19 protein-coding genes are annotated in these 19336 nt (G+C 70.2%); 8 read left to right on the top strand and 11 right to left on the bottom strand.

Annotated features, from left to right (window positions below; translation table 11 throughout):
• The first annotated feature begins 7 nt into the window (after positions 1 to 7).
• The 3 genes from FPZ12_RS39570 (at position 8) to FPZ12_RS39560 (ending at position 2900) form a co-directional block, all read left to right on the top strand.
• Entirely contained in the window at positions 8 to 730 is a 723-nt protein-coding gene (locus FPZ12_RS39570; protein WP_144756127.1) for an ANTAR domain-containing protein, read from the top strand.
• Positions 731 to 963: 233 nt separating this feature from the next.
• Positions 964 to 2229: a lipase family protein gene (locus FPZ12_RS39565; protein WP_243770265.1), complete on the top strand. Its 1266-nt coding sequence runs from the start codon at positions 964 to 966 to the stop codon at positions 2227 to 2229.
• Positions 2230 to 2279: 50 nt separating this feature from the next.
• On the top strand, positions 2280 to 2900 hold the full coding sequence (locus FPZ12_RS39560) for an L-threonylcarbamoyladenylate synthase (RefSeq protein WP_144756122.1): 621 nt from the start codon (positions 2280 to 2282) through the stop codon (positions 2898 to 2900).
• Between the two features lie 3 nt (positions 2901 to 2903).
• Here FPZ12_RS39560 and FPZ12_RS39555 read toward each other — a convergent pair whose 3' ends face one another.
• Positions 2904 to 3704, bottom strand: coding sequence for an oxygenase MpaB family protein (locus FPZ12_RS39555; protein WP_144756119.1), 801 nt, complete (start codon positions 3702 to 3704; stop codon positions 2904 to 2906).
• A 73-nt stretch (positions 3705 to 3777) separates the two neighbouring features.
• Here FPZ12_RS39555 and FPZ12_RS39550 point away from each other — a divergent pair, with 73 nt between their 5' ends.
• The 5 genes from FPZ12_RS39550 (at position 3778) to FPZ12_RS39530 (ending at position 9148) form a co-directional block, all read left to right on the top strand.
• Complete coding sequence (locus FPZ12_RS39550) at positions 3778 to 4398, top strand: TetR/AcrR family transcriptional regulator (RefSeq protein WP_144756116.1); 621 nt, start codon at positions 3778 to 3780, stop codon at positions 4396 to 4398.
• Positions 4399 to 4481: 83 nt separating this feature from the next.
• The gene (locus tag FPZ12_RS39545; RefSeq protein WP_144756113.1) at positions 4482 to 5108 is read left to right on the top strand and encodes a TetR/AcrR family transcriptional regulator; all 627 of its coding nucleotides are present in this window, start codon (positions 4482 to 4484) and stop codon (positions 5106 to 5108) included.
• 54 nt (positions 5109 to 5162) lie between these two features.
• Positions 5163 to 6920 carry an acyclic terpene utilization AtuA family protein gene (locus tag FPZ12_RS39540; protein WP_144756112.1) on the top strand — a complete coding sequence of 586 codons (1758 nt, stop codon included), beginning with the start codon at positions 5163 to 5165 and terminating at the stop codon, positions 6918 to 6920.
• The gene (locus tag FPZ12_RS39535; protein ID WP_150980713.1) at positions 6907 to 8331 is read left to right on the top strand and encodes a CoA transferase; all 1425 of its coding nucleotides are present in this window, start codon (positions 6907 to 6909) and stop codon (positions 8329 to 8331) included. Before FPZ12_RS39540 ends, FPZ12_RS39535 begins: the two co-directional genes overlap by 14 nt.
• A gap of 10 nt (positions 8332 to 8341) precedes the next feature.
• The gene (locus FPZ12_RS39530; RefSeq protein WP_144756109.1) at positions 8342 to 9148 is read left to right on the top strand and encodes an oxygenase MpaB family protein; all 807 of its coding nucleotides are present in this window, start codon (positions 8342 to 8344) and stop codon (positions 9146 to 9148) included.
• Here FPZ12_RS39530 and FPZ12_RS39525 read toward each other — a convergent pair.
• The 10 genes from FPZ12_RS39525 to FPZ12_RS39480 are packed head-to-tail and all read right to left on the bottom strand — an operon-like array spanning position 9135 to position 19206.
• Positions 9135 to 9725: a hypothetical protein gene (locus FPZ12_RS39525; protein ID WP_144756107.1), complete on the bottom strand. Its 591-nt coding sequence runs from the start codon at positions 9723 to 9725 to the stop codon at positions 9135 to 9137. The two genes, FPZ12_RS39530 and FPZ12_RS39525, sit on opposite strands and share 14 nt — an antisense overlap.
• Positions 9725 to 10963, bottom strand: coding sequence for an MlaD family protein (locus tag FPZ12_RS39520; RefSeq protein ID WP_144756105.1), 1239 nt, complete (start codon positions 10961 to 10963; stop codon positions 9725 to 9727). Before FPZ12_RS39520 ends, FPZ12_RS39525 begins: the two co-directional genes overlap by 1 nt.
• Entirely contained in the window at positions 10960 to 11994 is a 1035-nt protein-coding gene (locus tag FPZ12_RS39515) for an MCE family protein (RefSeq protein WP_144756102.1), read from the bottom strand. Before FPZ12_RS39515 ends, FPZ12_RS39520 begins: the two co-directional genes overlap by 4 nt.
• Positions 11991 to 13061 carry an MCE family protein gene (locus FPZ12_RS39510; protein WP_144756099.1) on the bottom strand — a complete coding sequence of 357 codons (1071 nt, stop codon included), beginning with the start codon at positions 13059 to 13061 and terminating at the stop codon, positions 11991 to 11993. Before FPZ12_RS39510 ends, FPZ12_RS39515 begins: the two co-directional genes overlap by 4 nt.
• On the bottom strand, positions 13058 to 14047 hold the full coding sequence (locus FPZ12_RS39505; protein ID WP_243770264.1) for an MCE family protein: 990 nt from the start codon (positions 14045 to 14047) through the stop codon (positions 13058 to 13060). The genes FPZ12_RS39510 and FPZ12_RS39505 overlap by 4 nt, the downstream gene beginning before the upstream one ends.
• Positions 14044 to 15054: an MCE family protein gene (locus tag FPZ12_RS39500; protein ID WP_144756093.1), complete on the bottom strand. Its 1011-nt coding sequence runs from the start codon at positions 15052 to 15054 to the stop codon at positions 14044 to 14046. Before FPZ12_RS39500 ends, FPZ12_RS39505 begins: the two co-directional genes overlap by 4 nt.
• Positions 15051 to 16274, bottom strand: a complete 1224-nt coding sequence (locus tag FPZ12_RS39495) for an MCE family protein (RefSeq protein ID WP_144756089.1) — start codon at positions 16272 to 16274, stop codon at positions 15051 to 15053. Before FPZ12_RS39495 ends, FPZ12_RS39500 begins: the two co-directional genes overlap by 4 nt.
• Positions 16271 to 17122, bottom strand: a complete 852-nt coding sequence (locus FPZ12_RS39490) for an MlaE family ABC transporter permease (protein ID WP_144756086.1) — start codon at positions 17120 to 17122, stop codon at positions 16271 to 16273. Before FPZ12_RS39490 ends, FPZ12_RS39495 begins: the two co-directional genes overlap by 4 nt.
• Positions 17122 to 17928 (bottom strand): MlaE family ABC transporter permease, encoded by an 807-nt coding sequence (locus tag FPZ12_RS39485; protein ID WP_144756083.1) that lies wholly within the window; start codon positions 17926 to 17928, stop codon positions 17122 to 17124. The genes FPZ12_RS39490 and FPZ12_RS39485 overlap by 1 nt, the downstream gene beginning before the upstream one ends.
• A 51-nt stretch (positions 17929 to 17979) precedes the next feature.
• Positions 17980 to 19206, bottom strand: coding sequence for a TetR/AcrR family transcriptional regulator (locus FPZ12_RS39480; RefSeq protein WP_144756080.1), 1227 nt, complete (start codon positions 19204 to 19206; stop codon positions 17980 to 17982).
• Positions 19207 to 19336: the final 130 nt, after the last annotated feature.

The following is a 19336-nucleotide window of genomic DNA, read 5'->3' as shown; positions in this document are numbered from 1 at the left end:
TCAGCGGATGAGCCGTCCATCCCGTTCGGACTTCTCAGTGTTCCGCGCCATTCAGGACGACGCGGTGTTCCGGGCCACCGTCTCCCCGTATCTGGTGCTGGATACCGCGCTGACGATCCGCGCGGTCAACCCGGCCTACCTGGCCGCGACGGGGCGCGCGGGCCCGGATCTGCTGGGCGAGCCCATTTTCCGGGCGTTCCCCGACAACCCGGACGACCCCGGGGCCGATGGGGTCGCCAACCTGCGCCGGTCGCTGGAGCGCGTGCTCAAGCGGAAACGGCGGCACCACATGCCGTTGCAGCGCTACGACGTCCCCGGTCCCGGCGGCGAGTTCGTGGAGAAGTACTGGCTCCCGGTCAACTCCCCCATCCGCCATCCCGACGGCAGGCTCGCCGGGGTGCTGCACCACGTCGAGGACGTGACGGCGCTGCGCCCGTTCCTGGACGAGCCGGCCACCGGGGAGGATCCACGCCCGCCCCGGCTGCTCACGATCGCCGCGCTGCGGGAGCGCACGGCGAGCGAGGACCTGGCCGAGGAGGCGGAGAACCTGCGGCAGGCGCTGGACACCCGGGCGGCCATCGAGCAGGCGAAGGGCATGCTGATGGCGCAGTACCAGTGCGGCCCGGACGAGGCGTTCCTGCTGCTGCGCAAGCTTTCCCAGGAGAGCAACAGCAAGATCCGCGACATCGCGGCGAGAATGGTGTCGCGGAACGGGCACCTGCCGTCCTGAAACGCGCGGCCCCAGCCGGCGAGCCCGGCCTGCCCCTATTCCCCAATGGACTGTGCCAGGCGGCGGAGGCCGCCGTCTGAATCGTGCCGTGCTCACCGGCGCGAAAACCGGAAGCCCCGGTATTCGGTCCCGCGACACAAATTCCGTTCCGGCGATAGCCACCTACTCGCCGGTAGGTTACCTTCACGAAACAGCCGCGGCCGGTTATGGACCCGACCGAAAGGGAGCATCCGGTGAAAGGACGATCTTTCGCTTTGCTGACCGCCGTGGCCGCTTTCGCCGCGGCCGCGGGAATCGTGCCGGCGGCCAGTGCCGCCGCGGTTTCCTGCACTGCGGCCGACGCCGCGATCTACACTCCGCCGTCGAGCGTTACTGCCGCGCCCGGCACCCTGCTCGCCTGCGAACCCGTGACGCTGAAGGAAGTTCCGGGTTCGATCCCGATGAAGGCGTGGAAGGTGCAGTACGCCTCTACCGATGTCGCGGGGAACAGAATCGCGGTGTCCGGAACGATCGCCGTGCCGACCGCCGCGTGGACCGGAACGGGGACCCGCCCGGTCGTCGCCTTCAATCCGGGCACGCTCGGACTCGGCCCGCAATGCGCGTTCTCGAAACAGCTCGCGGGCGCCTATCAGGACGAATACGAGGGCGACAATATCGCGGCCGCGCTGAAAGCCGGATACGCGGTCGCGGCGACCGACGGAGTCGGTTATCTCGACGGGCAGACGCACACCTACGTCGTCGGCGCGAACGCGGCGCACGCGTTGCTCGACGGCGCGCGCACCGCGTTCCAGGTGCCCGGCGCGGGTTTGTCCGCGGGTACCGAAGTCGGGATCTGGGGCTATTCCGAGGGCGGCGCCGCGTCGCTGTGGGCCGCGCAGCTCGCGTCGTCCTACGCGCCGGATCTCACCATCGCCGGGGTGGCGTCGGGCGGGGTTCCCGGTGATCTCAAGGTGACCGCGGCCGCGCTCAACGGCAGCGCCTTCGCCGGTTTCCTCGCCGACGCGGTGATCGGGCTGAGCACGGCGTATCCGAAGATGCCGTTCGACTCGCTGCTCAACGACACCGGACGGACCGCGGTGACGAACGTCAAGAAGAACTGCCTCTACGGCACGATCCTCGGCTTCGCCTTCGCCGACATCTCCGGCTACACGACGGACAAGCTGACGCTCGACGAGATCTACGCGCTCAAGGGCACCGACGGCCGCACGTGGGGCGAGGTCGTGGACGAGCAGAAGCTCGGGGTGGGCATCGGGACGGCGCCCTCGGGCGCGAAGTACCCGATCGGCTTCCCCGTGCTGCAGTACCGCGGCCTGCTGGACGAGGTGATCCCGGCGGCCACCGAGGACAGCACGCGCCAGGCCTACTGCCAGGCGGGTGTCCCGACGCAGTGGAACACCTACCTCGCCGAGCATCTGCTCGCCGACGGCGCGGCGGTGAACGACGTGATCACCTGGTTCGGCCGCCGCTTCGCCGGGCAGGCGTTCACGGGCAACTGCTGAAGCGAACGGGTGGCCCGGCGTGCCCCGCCGGGCCACCCTAAGCTCCCCGCATGGCCAAGTACTTCGACGTGCATCCGGAGAACCCGCAGAAGCGCTCCATCGACCAGGTGGTCGGGCTGGTGCGCGAGGGCGGCCTCATCGCCTACCCCACGGACTCCTGTTTCGCGCTCGGCTGCCAACTGGGCACCAAGGACGGCATCGGCCGGATCAAGTCGATCCGCCAGCTCGACGAGAAGCACCACTTCACCCTGGTGTGCCGCGACTTCTCCCAGCTGGGCCAGTTCGTGCTGGTCAACAACTCGGTGTTCCGCGCGATCAAGTCCGCCACGCCGGGCAGCTACACGTTCATCCTGCCCGCCACCAAGGAGGTGCCGCGGCTGCTGCAGCACCCGAAGAAGAAGACCGTCGGCGTGCGGATCCCGGACCACGTCGTGGCGCAGGCGCTGCTGGCGGAGCTGGGCGAGCCGATCGTTTCGAGCACGCTGCTGCTGCCCGGCCAGGAGGAGCCGCTCACCCAGGGCTGGGAGATCAAGGACGAACTCGATCACGTGCTCGACGCGGTGATCGACTCCGGGGACTGCGGCACGGAGCCGACCACGGTGGTCGATTTCTCCGGCGGCGAGCCGGAAATCGTCCGGTACGGCGCGGGAGATCCCACGCGCTTCGAGTGATCGTCAGACCAGCGGCCTGCCGCTGGCGATGCGGCGGCGCAGGTCCCACATGTAGGCGTTGTACGGGAATTCGCGCAGCACCCGCGGTGAGCGCAGCGTCACCGCGCCGATCCGCCGCATCAGCCGGTCGAAGCTGCGCTGCTTTTGCGCGGACCACGGCAGCTTCATCTCCTCGCGGAACCGCTCGGGCAGGAACCCGGTGGTGACGAAGGTGTTGAACCCGCCCATCGCCGTCGAGACGGGGCGGGGCAGGAACTTCATCGTCGTGATGTCCATCAGGTGCGCCCGGATGGTGTCGTCGATGACGACCTCGTCGAGCGCGTTCGTCCAGTACTTCTCGAAGGCTTCCCGGTCCGCGGGCCACATGTCCTCGCGCACCTGCAGCGTGGTGCCCAGCCGCGAGCAGGCCTGGTAGACCTCCTCGGCGATCTCCGGGTCGATCCCGCCCGCGAACACGCGGTAGATGTCCTCGACGCCGCGGTAGAGGCAGGCCGCCACCCACAGCTGCAGCCCGGGGTCGAGCGCGTTGTACTTCACCGGGCTCGATCCGGTGGAGCGCACCTGCGCATGCTGTTTGCCGACCGCGCGCCGGTAGGCCTTGCGCTCTTCTTCGCTGCCCATCGTGGCGACCGCGAGATAGGTGAGCGTGGTGCGGGTCCGTTTGACCGGATGGTCGAACAGGCGCCCGTTCTCCACCCGGCTTTCGTACACGCCGTAACCCACCGCCGGATGCCCCAGCTGCATGATCACGTTGGCGGACCCGGCCAGCAGCCCGGCCCCCAGCATCAGGTCGTCGCTCCGCATCACGGCTCCAATCTGAACACGACCGTTAGCAGATATGCTGTGCCGCGGCGCCCGGGATGTCAAGATGGTCGGCATGGAAACGACACCGCTGCGCACGTACGGGGGCGTCGCGGGCGAGGACCGCCAAGCGGGGCGGCGCGCCCAGCTGATCGAGGCCGGACTGCGCCTGCTCGGTTCCGCCGAGGGCCCGCAGGAGCTGACCGTGCGCGGGGTCTGCCGGGAGGCGAACCTGGCGGCGCGGTACTTCTACGAAAACTTCGCCGACCGGGACGCGCTCGCCGTCGCGGTCTACGACCACGTCGTCGGCGAGATCGCGGCGACCACGCTCGAAGCGGTCCAGGCCGCGCCGGACGACGCGCGCGCGAAGACCAAGGCGGGGCTGGGCAATCTCGTCCGCCGGATCGCCGAGGACCCGCGCCGCGGCAGGCTGCTCTTCTCCCCCGCGCTGAGCGCAACGGTGCTCGCGCCGCGGCGCGTCGAGTCCACCCGCTGGTTCGTGCACCTGCTGGGGCTGCAGGCCAGCGAGTTCTACCGGATCGACCACGGGCCGCGGCTGGAACTGCTCGCGCAGGTCCTGGTCGGCGGGCTCGCCCAGGCGCTCACCTCCTGGCTGGACGGCACGCTGAAGGTCGACGAGGCCGGGCTGGTCGAGCAGTGCACCGCCATCTTCGTCCAGGTCTCGAAACTCGCCTGAGCCTTAGCGAGCGGTAGGTAAAGGGCGGCGGGGGTGTAGCGTGTGGACTTCCGGAATCCGATTTTTCGCAGGGCGGGCACGTGATGGCGACCGAAACGACCGGCCAGCAGTGGCGCAGCTACGAGCCGCTGGAGCTGTCCCCGATCCTGACGCACGCGCTCAACGCCTTCTACGAGCAGGGCTTCCACGGCACCGCGGTGCGGGACATCGCGCGCCGCGTCGGGGTCACCGTGCCGGCGTTGTACTACTACTACGAGAACAAGGAAGCGATCCTCGTCGCCCTGCTGGAGACCGCCACCAACGACGTGGCGAGCCGGGCGTTCGCGGCCGCCGGCGAGGGCGGCGGGAAACCGGAGCAGCGGTTCGCGAACGTGGTCGAGGCCGTGGTGCTGCACATGACGCACCGGGTGCGGCTGGCGGCGCTGGATTCGGAGCTGCGCTACCTGCAGCCCGCCAACCGCAAGCACTACGCGGCCACCCGCAAGCGGATCGAGCGGCTGCTCACCGACATCATCGCCGACGGCGTGCGGGCGAAGGTGTTCGTGGTGGCCGACGTGGCCGAGACGGCGCGGGCGCTGCTGGGGATGTGCCAGTCGGTCGCCACCTGGTACCGCGACGACGGCCCGCTGCGCCCGGAGAAGCTGGCGGCGAAGTACGTCGACATAGCGCTGTCCACGGTCGGGGCCACGAAGAAACCGCGTGGCCGCTGACGGTGCCGGGCTTAGCGATCGTTTAGTAAACTCCGGGACGAGGAGGTGCCGACGATGGCCCGACCGATCCGCATCGCGAACTTCTCCGGCTATCTGGGAGACCGCTACACCGCGCTGGACGAGGCGATGGCCGGGGACCCGGTGGACGTGCTGGCCGGGGACTACCTCGCCGAAATCACCCTGGCCGCGCTGGCCGCCCGCTACCGCAAGGACCCCTCGCGCGGGTACGTCGAGTACTTCCTCGACCAGATCGCCCCGCATCTGGAGGCGATCGGCGACCGCGGCCTCAAGGTGGTCACCAACGCGGGCGGCTTCCACCCGGCCGGGCTCGCCGCCGCGCTGCGCGAACTCGCGCCCCACCTGCACATCGCGCACGTCGAGGGCGACAACGTCGTGTCAAGGCTCGGCGAATTCGCCGCCGCCGGGCACCAGCTGGAGAACCTCGACACCGGGCGCCCGCTGGACTCCTGGGGCGTCACGCCGATGGCGGCGAACGCCTATCTCGGCGGCTGGGGCGTGGCGGCGGCGCTCGCCGAGGGCGCCGACATCGTGGTGTGCGGGCGCGTGACCGACGCCTCGCTGACCGCCGGGCCCGCGGCGTGGTGGCACGGCTGGGGCCGGGAGGACTGGGACGCGCTCGCCGGTGCCGTCGCCGCCGGGCACATCATCGAATGCGGCCCGCAGGCGGTGGGCGGGAACTTCTCCGGGTTCACCAAGATCGCCGACCTGCTCACCCCCGGCTTCCCGATCGCGGAGATCGCGGCGGACGGCAGCAGCGTGATCACCAAGCACGCGCGCGACGGCGGCCAGGTCACGGTCGACACGGTGACCGCGCAGCTGGTCTACGAGATCCAGGGCCCGCGCTATCTCAACCCGGACGTCACGGTGCACCTGGACACCCTGCGCCTGGCGGCCGCGGGTGCGGACAGGGTCGCGCTGACCGGCGTGACGGGCTCTCCCCCGCCGCCGACCACCAAGGTCGCGGTGTTCGGGCAGCTCGGGTTCACGATCATGAACACCGTGTACGCCACCGCGCCCGACGTGGACGCGAAGGTCGCTCTGCTGCGCGCGCAGATCGGGAAGGATCTGCCCGAGGGCGTCGAACTGGACATCACGCCGCTGGGCAAGGCGGCGGAAGATCCCGAGACGCAGTGGGAAGCCACTGTCCCGGTGCGGGTGATGGCGGCGGCCGCCGAGCGTGCGCCGCTCGTCGAGCTGAACCTCGCGAAACGGCTGGGAAGCCTTTACCTGCAAAGCATTCCGGGCTTCTTCCACGACGGCGGCGGCCCCCTGACCGCCACCCCGAGGCCCCGGATCGACTACTGGCCGGCCCTGCTGCCGATGTCCGCGCTCGCGCATCAGGCCGTGCTCGGCGACGGCCGCACGCTCGACATCGAGCCGCCCGCCGAAACCGCGCTCGCGGCGCAGCCGGTACACCCCGAGCCACGCGAGGCGCCGGCCACCGGCCGCACCCGCCGGGTTCCGCTGGGCACGGTCGCCTACGCCCGCAGCGGGGACAAGGGCGGCAACTCCAACGTCGGCGTGTGGGTGCGTGACGACCGCGCCTGGCACTGGCTGCGCGGCACTCTGTCCACAATGGAGCTTCGCAGGCTGCTGCCCGAGGTGAAGGACCTGGAGATCGTCCGGCACGAGTTCCCGGCGCTGCGCGCGGTGCATTTCGTGCTGCGCGGGCTGCTCGGCACCGGCGGGTCGTCGAACCTGCGGGTGGACCAGGTGGGCAAGGCGGTCGGCGAATATCTGCGCGCGAAACACGTGGCCGTGCCGGAGGAGCTGCTCGATGACGCTGACTGACCGGGTCGCCAAGGCGGCCGCGAACCCGCTCACCCACGACGAGTTCGACCCGCGCGCCGAGTTCACCGAAGTGCTCGGCGGGATCGGGATGAGCCCGGCCGACACCGGCGGCGAGGTCACGTTCACCGGCGCCGACCCCGTCGTGCCCAGCACGCTGCGCCTCGGCGGCGCGGCCGCGATCGCGCTGGCCGCCAAGTCCGCGGCCATCGCGAAGCTGTGGCGGGTACGCGGCGGCGAGGGCCAGGACATCGCGGTGGATCTGCGGGTCGCGCCGCACCGGCTGTGCCCGTTCTACGACCGGAAATGGGAGCTGCTCAACGGATATCCGGCCGGTTCGCCGGCGAACCCGGGCCAGGCGCTCGGGTTCTCGTTCTACCGCACGGCCGACGACCGTTGGATGATGCCGCTCAACCCGTACCCGAAGATCAAGGTCGCGGCGCAGAGCCTGCTCGGGGTCCCGGACAGCAGAGAGTCCGTCGCCACCGCGATCGCCCGGTGGCAGGGACTGGACCTGGAGGAGGCGGCGGCCGACGCGGGCGCGGTGATGCCGATGCTGCGCACGGCCGAGGAGCTGCTCGCCGAGCGGCACTACCGCGAAGCGTTCGCGGACATGCCGCTGATCGAGATCACGAGGATCGGTGACTCAGAGGCTGAGCCACTCGGTGGCGGAGTGGCTCAGCCACTCAGTGGCCTGCGCGCGCTCGCCCTCCACGGCGCGGACGTGCTGAACCTGTGGCGCCCCAACGAAATCGAGCACGACGTCACGTACGTCACGGCGAACGTCGGGGTCCGCTCGGCCACCGTCGACCCGTACCGCCACGGGGACAAGGTTTCCGCGCTGCTGAAAGGCGCGGACGTGTTCTACGCCAACCGCAGGCCCGGCTACCTCAGCAGCATCGGGCTGTCGTCGGAAGAGGCGGCACAAGCGCGTCCCGGCATCGTGTACGCGACGGCCTCGCTGAACGGCGAGCGCGGCCCGTGGGCGGGACGCGTCGGCTTCGACCAGACGGCGGGCAGCCTCGTCGGCATGATGCACCTCGAAGGCGACGGCGTGACACCGGCGCTGCCGCCGATCCTCGTCGTGAACGACTACATCGTCTCGTGGCTGATGACGGCCGGCATCGTCGAGGCGCTCGCCCGTCGCGCGACCGAAGGCGGCAGCTACAAGGTGCACGTCTCGCTCACGCGGGCCGCGCTGTGGATCCTGAGCATGGGCGTGTTCGACAAGGGCTACGCGACGGAGATCGCCGGGCGCGGCGAGGAGCACGCGTACCTCGACCCCGAGACGTTCACCGCGCAGACCCCGCTCGGCGCCTACCAGGGCGTGACCGATCAGGTGCGGATGTCCGCCACGCCCGGCGAGTACCCGTTCGTCCTCGTGCCGCGGGGATCCGACCGTCCACAATGGTGAGAGGCGCGACATGGAGCGCGGCACCCCGGCCTGGCGCTATTTCGGGGACTTCCGGACCGGGCTGCTGGCCGCGCAGGTGCTCGTGCTGCAGGTCGCGCATCCGGTGGTCGCCGCCGGGGTGAAGGACCACTCCGACTACGTGGCGGACCCGTGGACCCGGCTGATGCGCACCGGCGCCTCCTTGTCGATCTACATCTACGGCGGCCCCGACGGCGCGGCTTACGAGGCGCGGCGGTTGCGGGCGCTGCACAAGAAGTTCACCGGTGTCCGCGAGGACGGGAAACGCTACTCGGCGCTCGACCCGCAAGCGTATGCATGGGTACACGCCACCCTCGTGCGGCTGCCGGTGGACGCGCAGGAGTTCTACGGCCGCCCGATCCCGCGCGCGGAGCTGGACGTCTACTACGCCCAGATGACCGAGGTGGGCCGGATGCTGGGCCTCCGGGACAAGGACCTCCCGCCGTCGTGGGACGGATTCTGCCGGTACTACGACGAGATGGTCGATTCGTTCGGCCCCAACGGGACGATCGACCAGTTACTGGAGACGATCGACTCCGTGCGGCCGCCCGTCCCGCTCCCGTTCTGGGCTTCGCTGCGGCGGTTCCAGCGTTTCCTCCTGGTGGCCACTCTTCCGCCCGCGCTGCGGGAGCGGCTCGGTCTGGAGTGGACGGACGAGCAGCAGCGTCGGTTCGACCGGCTGCGCCGGATCGTCCGTGCAGTGGGGAATCCACTGCCCGCTTCGGTGCGCAACGCGCATTTCCGTTTCCTGGCCTGGCTGAACGTCTGGTACCGCTCGCGGCGGCTCAAAGCAGCGTGACCTCGTCCAGCCGCCACTCGCCACCGGTCTGGACCAGTGAAAGGCGCATCCGGCTGCGGTCGATGCGCGGGTCCTTCAGGTTGGTGTTGTGGATGGTCTGGTCGACGAAGGCGAGCACGACGGCGTGCTGAGCGTCGGACTCGGTGACGGCCGCGTCCAGCACCTTGCCCTCCGAAGTCGCCTGGTACTGCTGGATCAGCTGCATCAGCGACGCCGAGGCGTTGCGGTAGTCGGCGGCGAACTTGTCCGTCGCGTGCGCGACGACCTGGTCCAGGTTCGCGTTCGGGCTGTGGTAGTCGTAGGTCGAAATGTCGGCGGCGTACCGTTTTCCGGCGTCCAAAGCGGACGCTCGCGCGTCGTCCTGTGCCTGGTAGTGGCTGATCTGCAGCCAGGCGAACACCGCGCCGCCGGCGACGAGGCAGAAGACCACCACCGGCGCCAGCACCTTCACCCGCAGCAACCGCCGAAACCGGCTCCACACAGTCCGTTGTGGACTCTCTTCGGTTTCCGCGACAGGCTCCTCCTCGACCTTGGGCCGGGGCACGGGAGACGGCTTCGTCATCGTCCGGTCGGGCATCAGGGTGTCCCCTTTCCTTGCGCGCCTTGCAGAAACAGCGAATACCACGACCGCGGGCCGAGCACGCCCGCCTGCCCGCCGGTCGAGCCGACCTGCACGGGTGAGCCGTCCGCCGCGCTCGACTCACCGGTCGTCGTGTCGTACGTCGTGACCGCGACCGGCCTCGGTGCATTGGCCGCGCCGCGTTGCTGCAGGTTCGGCTGATGGCCGTCACAGGTCCACGACAGCTGCGCCTCGCGGGCACCGGCGTCGGTCGCCGGGCGCCGTTGCGTGCCGTAGTAGCAGGCGGGCCCCTGGCTGATGACGAGGTAGAAGTTCGCCACCCCGTCGTGCTCGATGCTCGCCAGGGAACCGAGACTGTCCGGCATCGCCACCAGCAGCTCGTTCAGCGCCGCGTCACGGCTGACGAGGATTTGGCTGGTGGTCACGAGATTCGACAGCAACGTGGACACCGAGGGCTGCGCCTGTTGCAGGACCGGCACGATCTTCTCCAGCAGCGGCGGGCCATCGGTCAGGAGGTGCTCCGCGGCCGGGGTGACGCCACGCAGCTGATCGGTGAGCTGGCGCATCGACGCCGCTGTCTGCCGGAGTGTGCTGCCTTCGCCGGCGAGTTTCTGCGCGTTGCCGGCGAGGTTCAGCAGCGCCGGCTGGTTCTGCCGCACGAGATCCAGCAACGGGCCAGCGTTCGCGAGCAGGGTGTCCAAACTGGACTTACTGCCGGAAAGCGCCGTGGAGAGCTCGTCGGCCAGTTTCGCGATATCCTCGGTGTGCACCGAATCGGCGACCTGGGCGAAATGCACGAGGAGCGTCTCCAGCGGGACCGGCCTGCTGGTCCGCTCGCTGGGGATCAGGCTGCCGTCGGCGAGATACGGCGGTTCGTCGCCCTCGGGCTGCAGGTCGAGGCTCTGGATCGCGATCGGGTTCGGCATCCGCACCACCGCGCGGCTCGACGCGGGGATCGGGATCCCGTTGTGCAGCCGCAGATCCAGCTCCACCCCGGCGACCCCGGGCTCGAACCGGGTGGCCTCCACCGTGCCGACCGCGACCCCGCGGTAGGTCACCGCCGACGTCGGCGTGAGCCCGCCGGTGTCGGCCATCCGCACGTGGACCAGATAGCTGCCGCCGAGCGGGTTCGCCGCCAGCACCCGCGTGGTCACATACGCCGTGCACGCGACCGCGACCACCAGGAAGAGCGCCAGCTGGATCAGCGTGGACCTCGTCAGCCCGCGGCCGCTCATCGCGTCCCCTTCGCCAGGAAGTCTTGCAGGGTCACCGGTTCCGGCTCCGAACCGGGCGCGGGCGGCGGCTGTCCGGTGAGCAGCGGCAGCAGCGTGTTCGGCACGTCGACGGTCCCGTCGAGGTTCAGGTAGTCGCCGGGGACGGCCGCCGCGAGGCGTTGCTGGAACGGCGCGATCCCCGCCAGCGCGTGGCCGAGTGAGTCGTTCAGCCCGCCGACCTCGTCGAGCAGCGGCCGCACCTGCCGGGTCAGGGTGAGCACCTGGTCCTCGGTCTTGCCGAGCACGTTCTGGGTGACCCGGCTGAGCGAGCCGACGCGGCCGAAGAGGTCGTCGAGGGTGCCGCGCTGATCGATGATCACCTGAAGCGCGGGCGTGATCCGGGTGAGCCCGGCCTCCAGCGTCGCGCGCTCGTTGTTCACGGTCGTGGTCAGCGCGCTGACCGAGTCGATCGTGCGGGTGAGCTCGCCGCGGTGCGCGTCGACCGAAGCGAGCAGGCTGTCGAGCCTGGTCAGCAGGTCGCGGACCTCCTGCTCGCGGCCGCCGAGCGCGGTGTTGGTCTCGGTGACGATCGTCCGCAGCTGGTCGATCCCGGCGCCGTTGAGGACGGTCCCGGCGGCCGCGAGCAGATCCTCGACCGAGGGCCCGCGTGACGTGTCCGCAAGGCCGATCACCGCCCCGTCGGCGAGAGTGCCCTGCCCGCTGCCCGGTTCGAGCGCGATGAACTCCTCCCCCAGCGCCGACGTGACCTGCAGCTGTGCCTTGGTACCGGCGGGCAGCCGGACGTCCTGCCGCACGGCGATGGTCACCTGGGCCTGGAAGTCCTTGGCGCGCAACTCACTCACCCGCCCGACGACGGCCTGGCCGAGCTGGACCTTCCCGCCGATCGGCAGGTTCGACGCGTCCTGGAACACGAGGGTGAGGTGGTAGCTCTCGCCCTCCGGCGCGCGGCCGACCGGGACGTCCTGGAAGCTCAGCGAGCATCCACTGAGGACGGTGGCGGTGGCCAGCACCGCGGCGACGCGCGCCTTCATTTCCCACCGCCGAGCACGGAGTCGATCCCGAGCGCCTGGGTGACGTCCGGCGGGATGGGGACCGGGTTGACGATGCCCGGCCCGTTGCACAACGGGATCGGGAACCTCGCGCACAGGTCCTGGGTGAGCGGGACCTGCGAGAGGTTCGTGGAAAGGTCGAGCCGGATCCGCAGCCGGTGGTCGGGGGTGACGGCGCGGTCGAAGTTGCCGAACGCCAGGGGCGCGGTGTCGAGTACCTCGGTCAAAGCCTGCTGGTGCGCCAGAATCGTGCTGGAGAGCTGGGAAAGCTGTTGCAGGTCAGCGGTGAGCGGCGCGCCGTGCCGGTCGACCAGGTCGCTCACCTGCGTGAGCAGCCCGGAAAGCCGGTCGATGGTGTCGGCGATCTGGTCGCGCTGACCGGCGAACAGTTGCGCGGCCTGGGTGACCGAGGTGGTCACGCTGTCCACAGTGGATTTGTTGTCGGTGATGAGCTGGACCAGCTGCTGCAACGAACTGAGCAGCTTCGTCGTGTCGTCGCCGTTCGACGTGAGTACGCCGGAGGCCTGAGAGATGTTCCGCAGCGCGTCGCGCACCTTCGCGCCGTTGCCGTCCAGCAGGGTCGCGCCGGCGTGGAGCACCTTCCCCGTCGCTCCGCCGTCCGAGCCGAGTGCCGTCAGCAACGTGTCCACAGAGGACATCAGGGAATCCCAGCTCAGCGGGGAATGCGTGCGTTCCGCGGGGATCACGGCACCGCCGGCCAGCAGTCCGCCGCCGCGGTAGGCCGGGGTCAGTTCGACGTTCTTCTCGCTGATCACCGACGGCGCGGCGATCCATGCCTGCGCGTTGTCCGGGATTTTCGTGTCGGCGGGCAGTGCCATGCTGACGCGCACCGTGGCGCCGCGCGGTTCAACGGCGGTGACGGTGCCGACCGGCACGCCCAGGATGGTCACCTTGTTGCCGGGGTAGACGCCGTCCGCCTGGGTGAAGTCGGCGGAGAACGCGAGCGTGGGCTTCGGCCGGAAGTACCACAGCCCGCCCGCCACGAGCAGGCCCGCGACGACGATCACGACGACGATCCGGTACTTCATTTGCACCCCTTCGCCAGTCCGGCCAGGCACAACACGTTGTCGGGCAACGGTCCGGCCGGGCCCGAGACGTCCGCCCAGTCGCCGTTGCCGGTGGCGTTGGCGAGATAACGCGCGGTCGGCGCGAGCTTGTCGATCGCGGCGCCCAGGTTCTGCGAGTTCGCGGTGAGCGTGCCGGTGATCCCGTGCAGCTGGTCGAGCAGGGAGTCCAGCTGCGGGCCGTCGTCGTGCAGGAGCTGGGACGCGGTGGTGGTCAGCGCGGACACGTCGTCGATCAGCTGGGTGATGGCGGTGCGGCGGTCCATGAGGGTCTTCAGCACGAGATCGGCGTTGCCCAGCAAGGAAACCAGCGTGTTCTGCTGGGCGAGCAAGGTGTCGGTGAGCTGCTGGGTGCCGTCCAGCAGCTGGGTGATCTGGCCGCTGTTGCCGGAGATCATCCCGGTGACCGCGGTGACGCCGTCGAGCGCCTGGCCCAGCTGCGCCGGATCGTCGGGGACGGTCTGCACGAGGGTCTGCATCATCTGCCGGAGCCGGCCGAGATCGAGGTCCTGGGTGGTCTGCTCGGCCTGCCTGCCGAGGTCGTCGAGCAGGTACGGCACCGAGGTGCGCTCCAGCGGGATCGTGTCCCCCGCGCGCATTCGCCCGGGGCCACTGGGTTCCACGGCCAGATACCGGCGGCCGAGCACGGTCATCAGCTTGACCTCGGCCCGTGACGTACTGCCGAGGCCGACGCCGGAGTCGAGCCGGAACGCCACGTCGACCCGGTCCCCGGCCAGCCCGATCCCGGTGACCCGGCCGGCGGGGACCCCGGCCACGTAGACAGGGTCGTCCTGCTGGAGACCGCTCGCGTTGGCCAGCTGGGCGTGGAAATCGTCGGTCCTGGCCTTGAACCAGGCATTCGGCGCGAGCACGGCGGCCGCCACGAGGACGAGCGCGACCGCGGCGGCCAGCGCGCCGGTCCGCAGCGGGTTCTTCCCTCCCCAGTTCACCGGCACACCTCCGAATGCGGGCCGCCGTCGAGGTTCACCTGGCCGAGCAGGCCGGTGTCCAGCTGGAGATTGCAGACGTAGATGTTGACCCACGACCCGTAGTCCAGCGTCCGGTCGAGGTTGGCCAGCAGCGCCGGGGCGCGGGAAAGCGCGTCGCTGAGCGCGTTTTCGTTCCGGGTGACGGTGCCGGTGGCCGCGGTCAGCGAGTTCAGCAGCGGCTGGATCTCCGGGTGCACCTTGTCGACGGCCTCGGAGAGGGTGTTCGCGAGCGCGGTCCCGGCGTCGATCGCGTCGGCGAGCTGGCCTCGATCCTCGGCCAGGCCGGTGACCAGCGTGTTCAGCGACTCGATGAGCTGCTGGAAGTCCGCGCGGTGGGTGAGCGTGAAATCGACCAGCGAGTTCAAATTGGACAGTACCCCAGAAAGAACCTGCCTGCGTGAAGCCAGATCCTGGGTCAGCGAGACCGTATGCGTGAGCAGATCGGCCACCGTGCCGCCCTGGCCCTGGAAGATGCCGATGATCTCCCCCGCCAGCTGGTTGACCTGCGCGGGCTGGATCGACTCGAACAGCGGCCGGAAACCGTTGAGCAGCAAGGTCAGATCGATCGCGGGCTGGGTGCGCTCCAGCGGGATCACCGCGCCGGGCGCCAGTTCCGGGCTGCCGGGGGCGCCGGGCAGCACGGTGAGCGTGCGGCCGCCGAGCAGGTCGGCGTAGCGGATGGCCAGGCGCGCGTCGGCCGGCACGGGCTGGCCGTCCTCCACCGCGAAAGTGACCAGCGCGCGGCCGTCCTCGATGCGCACCTCGTCCACCCGGCCGACGCGCACGCCGCCCATCAGCACGTCCGCGCCGGTGACGAGCCCGGCGGCGTCGGTGAAAACGCCGCTGTACTCGGTGTTCCTGCCAGGCAGCGGTTTGGTGAGCGTGTTGACCACCATGACCCCGGCGAGCACCGAGACCACCACGAACACGGTGAGCTTGAGGCCGGTGACGATCAGGGAACGCCTCATCCGCCGCTCACCACCGTCGCGCCGCGCAGCAACGGTCCGAAGAGGACGGTCAGCAGATCGGGCGAGGACGGCGCCTGCTGCTGGGGCCCGATCAGCTGGTCGATCTCGTTCTTTTCGGTGTCGCTGCCGACAGGGCCGACCGTGCCGCCTGCCGTCTGTTGTTGCGGCTGCGGGGTTTGCCGCGGCTGGGCGGGGGTTTGCGAGGTGCAGTTGGGCCCGGCGAGATCGCCGTAGCGGGGGCAGTCCGCGGCCGTGTACGGGTACGGGTTGTCGAGGGTGAGCGGCGCTTTGATCGCCACCCAGGGGCCGTGTTGGAACGCGCGCGTGACGGCGTCCAGCAGGTTGCCCAGGTTGTCCACTGTGGACGTGAGCGCGCCGGGATGCGAGCTGATCGTGCCCACCAGCGGGGACGCGTTCCGCACGAGCCGGATGACGCGGTCGGAGTTGTCCACCAGCAGGGATTCCGTGGTGGAGGCCGTATCGATGCCCGCGGCGAGCAGGCGGCGCAGGTCTTCCTTGTGCGCCACCAGCGTTCCGGACAGGGCGACCGCGTTGTCCAGTGTGGCGAACAGATCCGGCGCGCTCGCGGCGAGCTGGTCGGTCAGGGTGGCGACGCCGGGAAGCGCTTTCAGCAGCTGGTCGGTCAGCGGTTTCGTGTCACCGGCGAGGTCGTGGGCGCTATCGATCAGGTCGCCGATCTGGTTTCCCTTGCCGCGCAGGGTGTCCGCGACCGCGCCGAGCGCGGCGGAAAGCTCGGCCGGGTGCAGCGCGGAGATCAGGTCGTACAGCCGGGTGGCCGTGGTGTAGAGCTGGGCTGTCGGCGCGCTGTCGTCGTGCGGGATGGTGCCGCCCGCGCGCAGCCCGGGAGCGAGCTGGTCGTCGGGCGCGACCAGGTCCACGTACTGATCGCCGAACAGGGTGCGCGGCAGGAGGCGCGCCTTGACCGCGGCCGGGATCTTCGCCAGCGAGTCGCCGGAGATTTCGAGGGTCAGCTTCGACTCGCCGGTGCCGGCCTCGACCTCGCTGACCGTGCCGACGACGATCCCCCGGTACTGCACCGGCGATTGCGGCCGCAGCGGCCCCGCCGATGCGGGCACCACCAGCGTGAGTTCGGGCCCTGCGCCGAAAACCCCGCTGCGGTAGGCGATGGCGGACACGGACGCGGCGAGCAGGACCGCCACCCCGAGCAGTCCGGCCAGCGCCAGGCGGAGCCGGGTCATTGCGGGCTCATCCCGGGCAGTGTCTGGTGCACGCCCCACATCAGGATGGTCAGCAGGACGTCGGCCGACATGATCAGCACGATGCTGGCGCGCAGCGCGCGTCCGGCGGCGCGGCCGACGCCTTCGGGGCCGCCGCGGGCGAAGAACCCGTAGTAGCAGTGGACGAGCGTGATGATTCCCGCGAAGAACACGGCCTTCAGCAAGGAGTAGAGCACGTCCTGTGGCGGGAGGAACAGGGTGAAGTAGTAGTCGTAGGTGCCCTGCGACTGGCCGTTCAGGTTGACGACGGTGATGCCGGTGGCGACGTAGGAACCGAACAGTCCCACCAGATACAGCGGCACCACGGCGATGAACGCGGCGATCATCCTGGTGGTGACCAGGAACGGGACCGGCGGGACGCTGATCGCCTCGAGCGCGTCCACCTCGTCGGAGATCCGCATCGCGCCCAGCTGGGCGGTGAACCCGGTGCCGACCTTGGTCGCCAGCGCGATGCTGGCCACCACCGGCGCGAGCTCGCGGGTGTTCGCGACGGCGGACATCACCCCGGCCAGCGGGGACAGGCCGACGAGGTCGAGCCCGCGGAAGCCTTCGATCCCGACCTGGGTGCCCGAGACGAACGACATCGCGAAGATGACGCCGACGGTGCCACCGCCCGCGAGCAGCGCGCCCGAGCCGAAACTGATTTCGCCGGTCAGGCGCAGCACGTGCCGCCAGTAGCGTTTCAGCGTGCGCGGGATCGCGAACATCGCCTTGAGGTAGAACAGGAACTGCGTGCCGAGCGAGGCGAGGCCGTCGATTCCGCCGCGGCCGGCGGACCGCACCAGCCTGGCGCCGGGCAGCACGGCCATCAGTACTCCCCCTTCGCGGGCACGATCAGCCCGAACAGCTGGCTGATCACCGCGTTCGCGAGGAAGACCACGATGAAGGCGAGCACCACGGCTTCGTTGACGGCGTTGCCGACGCCCTGCGGGCCCGCTTTCACCGTCAGTCCTTTGTAGCCGGCGACGAGCGCGGCGAGCAGGCCGAAGATCGCGGCCTTCAGCTCGGCTGAGACGAAGTCGCTCACCGACGCGAACTGGGTGAGCGTGCCGAGGAAACTGCCCGGCGTGCCGTCCAGAACGTAGACGTGGAACGCGAGGCTGGCGCCGATTCCGACCACCATGACGAGCGCGCCGAGCAGTACCGTCACCGCCACCGCGGCGAGTACGCGCGGGACGACCAGCCGGGAGATCGTGGACACGCCCATCACTTCGAGCGCGTCGATCTCCTCGCGGATCTTGCGGGCGCCGAGGTCGGCGGTGATCGCCGAGCCGCCGACACCGGCGATCATCAGCGCGCACACCAGTGGCGCGGCCTGCCCGATGATGAGGAACGCGACGATCGCGCCGCCGTAGGCGTCGGCGCCGATCTGGGCGGCCAGTGATCCGACGTTGAGCGCGACCGCGACGCCGAACGGGATCATCACGAGGATCGCGGGGACCGTGGTGACCGAGGCCATGAACCACAGCTGCGTGATCGTCTCGCGCAGCGGCAGTTTTCCCTTGGCGAGAGCGGTGACCAGGGCACGCAGGGTGTACCAGGAGAACGCGAGGAGGTCCCCGGCTTCGAACACGGCGCGGCCGAGCGGCCCGCGTTCGGTGGTCGCGGAAGTCATGCCCACCTCCTACCGGCGCTGGTGCGGCGAGCGGCGACACTAAGTTAATGGTCAATCGCCTGCGGAGGACTGTAACAGCGGGGCGCGCCCAGTGCCAGGAGTCTGTGGCAGGAGCATCGCCCGCACGAGGGTGGCGACGCGGGGGCCGGCGCCGGCGTCCGCGGGCCAGCGGGCGGCGAGGTCGGCGATCACGTTGAGCGCGGCGTGCACGCGGAACCTTGTCTGTGCCGGGGTTTCGCCGCCGCAGGTGTCCGCGACGAGCTCGGCCCAGATGTCGATGTGGCGGCGCTGGGCGAGGCGCAGGGCGTGCTTGTCTTCCGGGGTGAGGTTGGCTTCCTCGGCGACGTACACCGCGACGAGGTCGGATTGGGCGACGGTGAGGCGGACGTAGGAGTCGATCAGCTGGCCCAGCGCCTGCGCGTGGGATTCCGCGCCGGTGAAGGCGTCCGCCGTGGCGACCTCGAGCCGGGCGGCCGCGCGGTAGCAGGCGGCGGCGAGGAGTTCGGCCTTGCTGGTGAAGTGTTTGTACACACTGGACCCGTTGATGCCCGCGGCGGCGCCGATTTCGCCCATGCTGACCTGGTGGTAGCCGCGCTCGCGGAAGAGCCGGACCGATTCGGTGATCAGCCGCTCGCGGCGGGGCAGGACGTCGGGCGATCCTTCGGGTGGGTTTTTCCGGCCCGGGGGTGGAAGTTCACCGGCGGCGAGGATCGAGCGGGCACAGTCGCGGAGCGTGGCGTGGGCTTTCGCGGGCGGGAGTGTCGCGCGGTGGGTCGCCGGGCTGGCGACGACGCTGAGCGCGGCGCGGACGAGCATTCCGGCGTCCTGTTTGGACAGTTCGGGGCGTTCCGCGCGCAGCAGGGCGCGCAGGCGGGTCACGAGGTCGGTGGCGCGGCGGGCCAGTTCGCGCTGGTCGGCGGCGGCCAGGTGGCGGCCTTCCCATTGGTAGAGGCGCCCGGCCCCGCGCCGGTTGAGGGCGAGGTCGAGGAGGCCGGAAAGCGCTTCCTCGAGTTTGCGGCCGGGTGGGCCTTGTCCCGCCGTGCGGGCCTGGACGGTTTCCGCGGCGTCGTCGGACAGCCGGAGGATCGCTCCGGCGAGGATCTCCTGTTTGGTGCGGAAGTGCCGGTAGATGGCGGGTCCCGTGATGCCGACCGCGTCGGCGATGTCGTTCACGCCGACGTTGTGGTAGCCGCGGGCGCAGAACAGTTCCGCGCCCGCGAGCACGATCAACTCGGCGCGGTTGCGCGGTCTGCGGTGGGTCCCGCCGTCTCCCTGCACGACCCGAGTCTACCGGTTAAGTAAGTCGCCATTCGCCGGTTGACTCGTCGGTTGACTCGTCGGTTGACTCGTCGCGCGGCGAGGTTCATGCCACTGGGTGCGGCGGGGCTCTTGCGGCTGGCCTTCGGGG

It is taken from the genome of Amycolatopsis acidicola (assembly GCF_007713735.2).
Taxonomy (GTDB): Bacteria; Actinomycetota; Actinomycetes; order Mycobacteriales; family Pseudonocardiaceae; genus Amycolatopsis_E; species Amycolatopsis_E acidicola.
The sequence above is the reverse complement of the archived record's forward strand: the minus strand, read 5'-3'. Positions and strand labels throughout refer to the sequence as shown.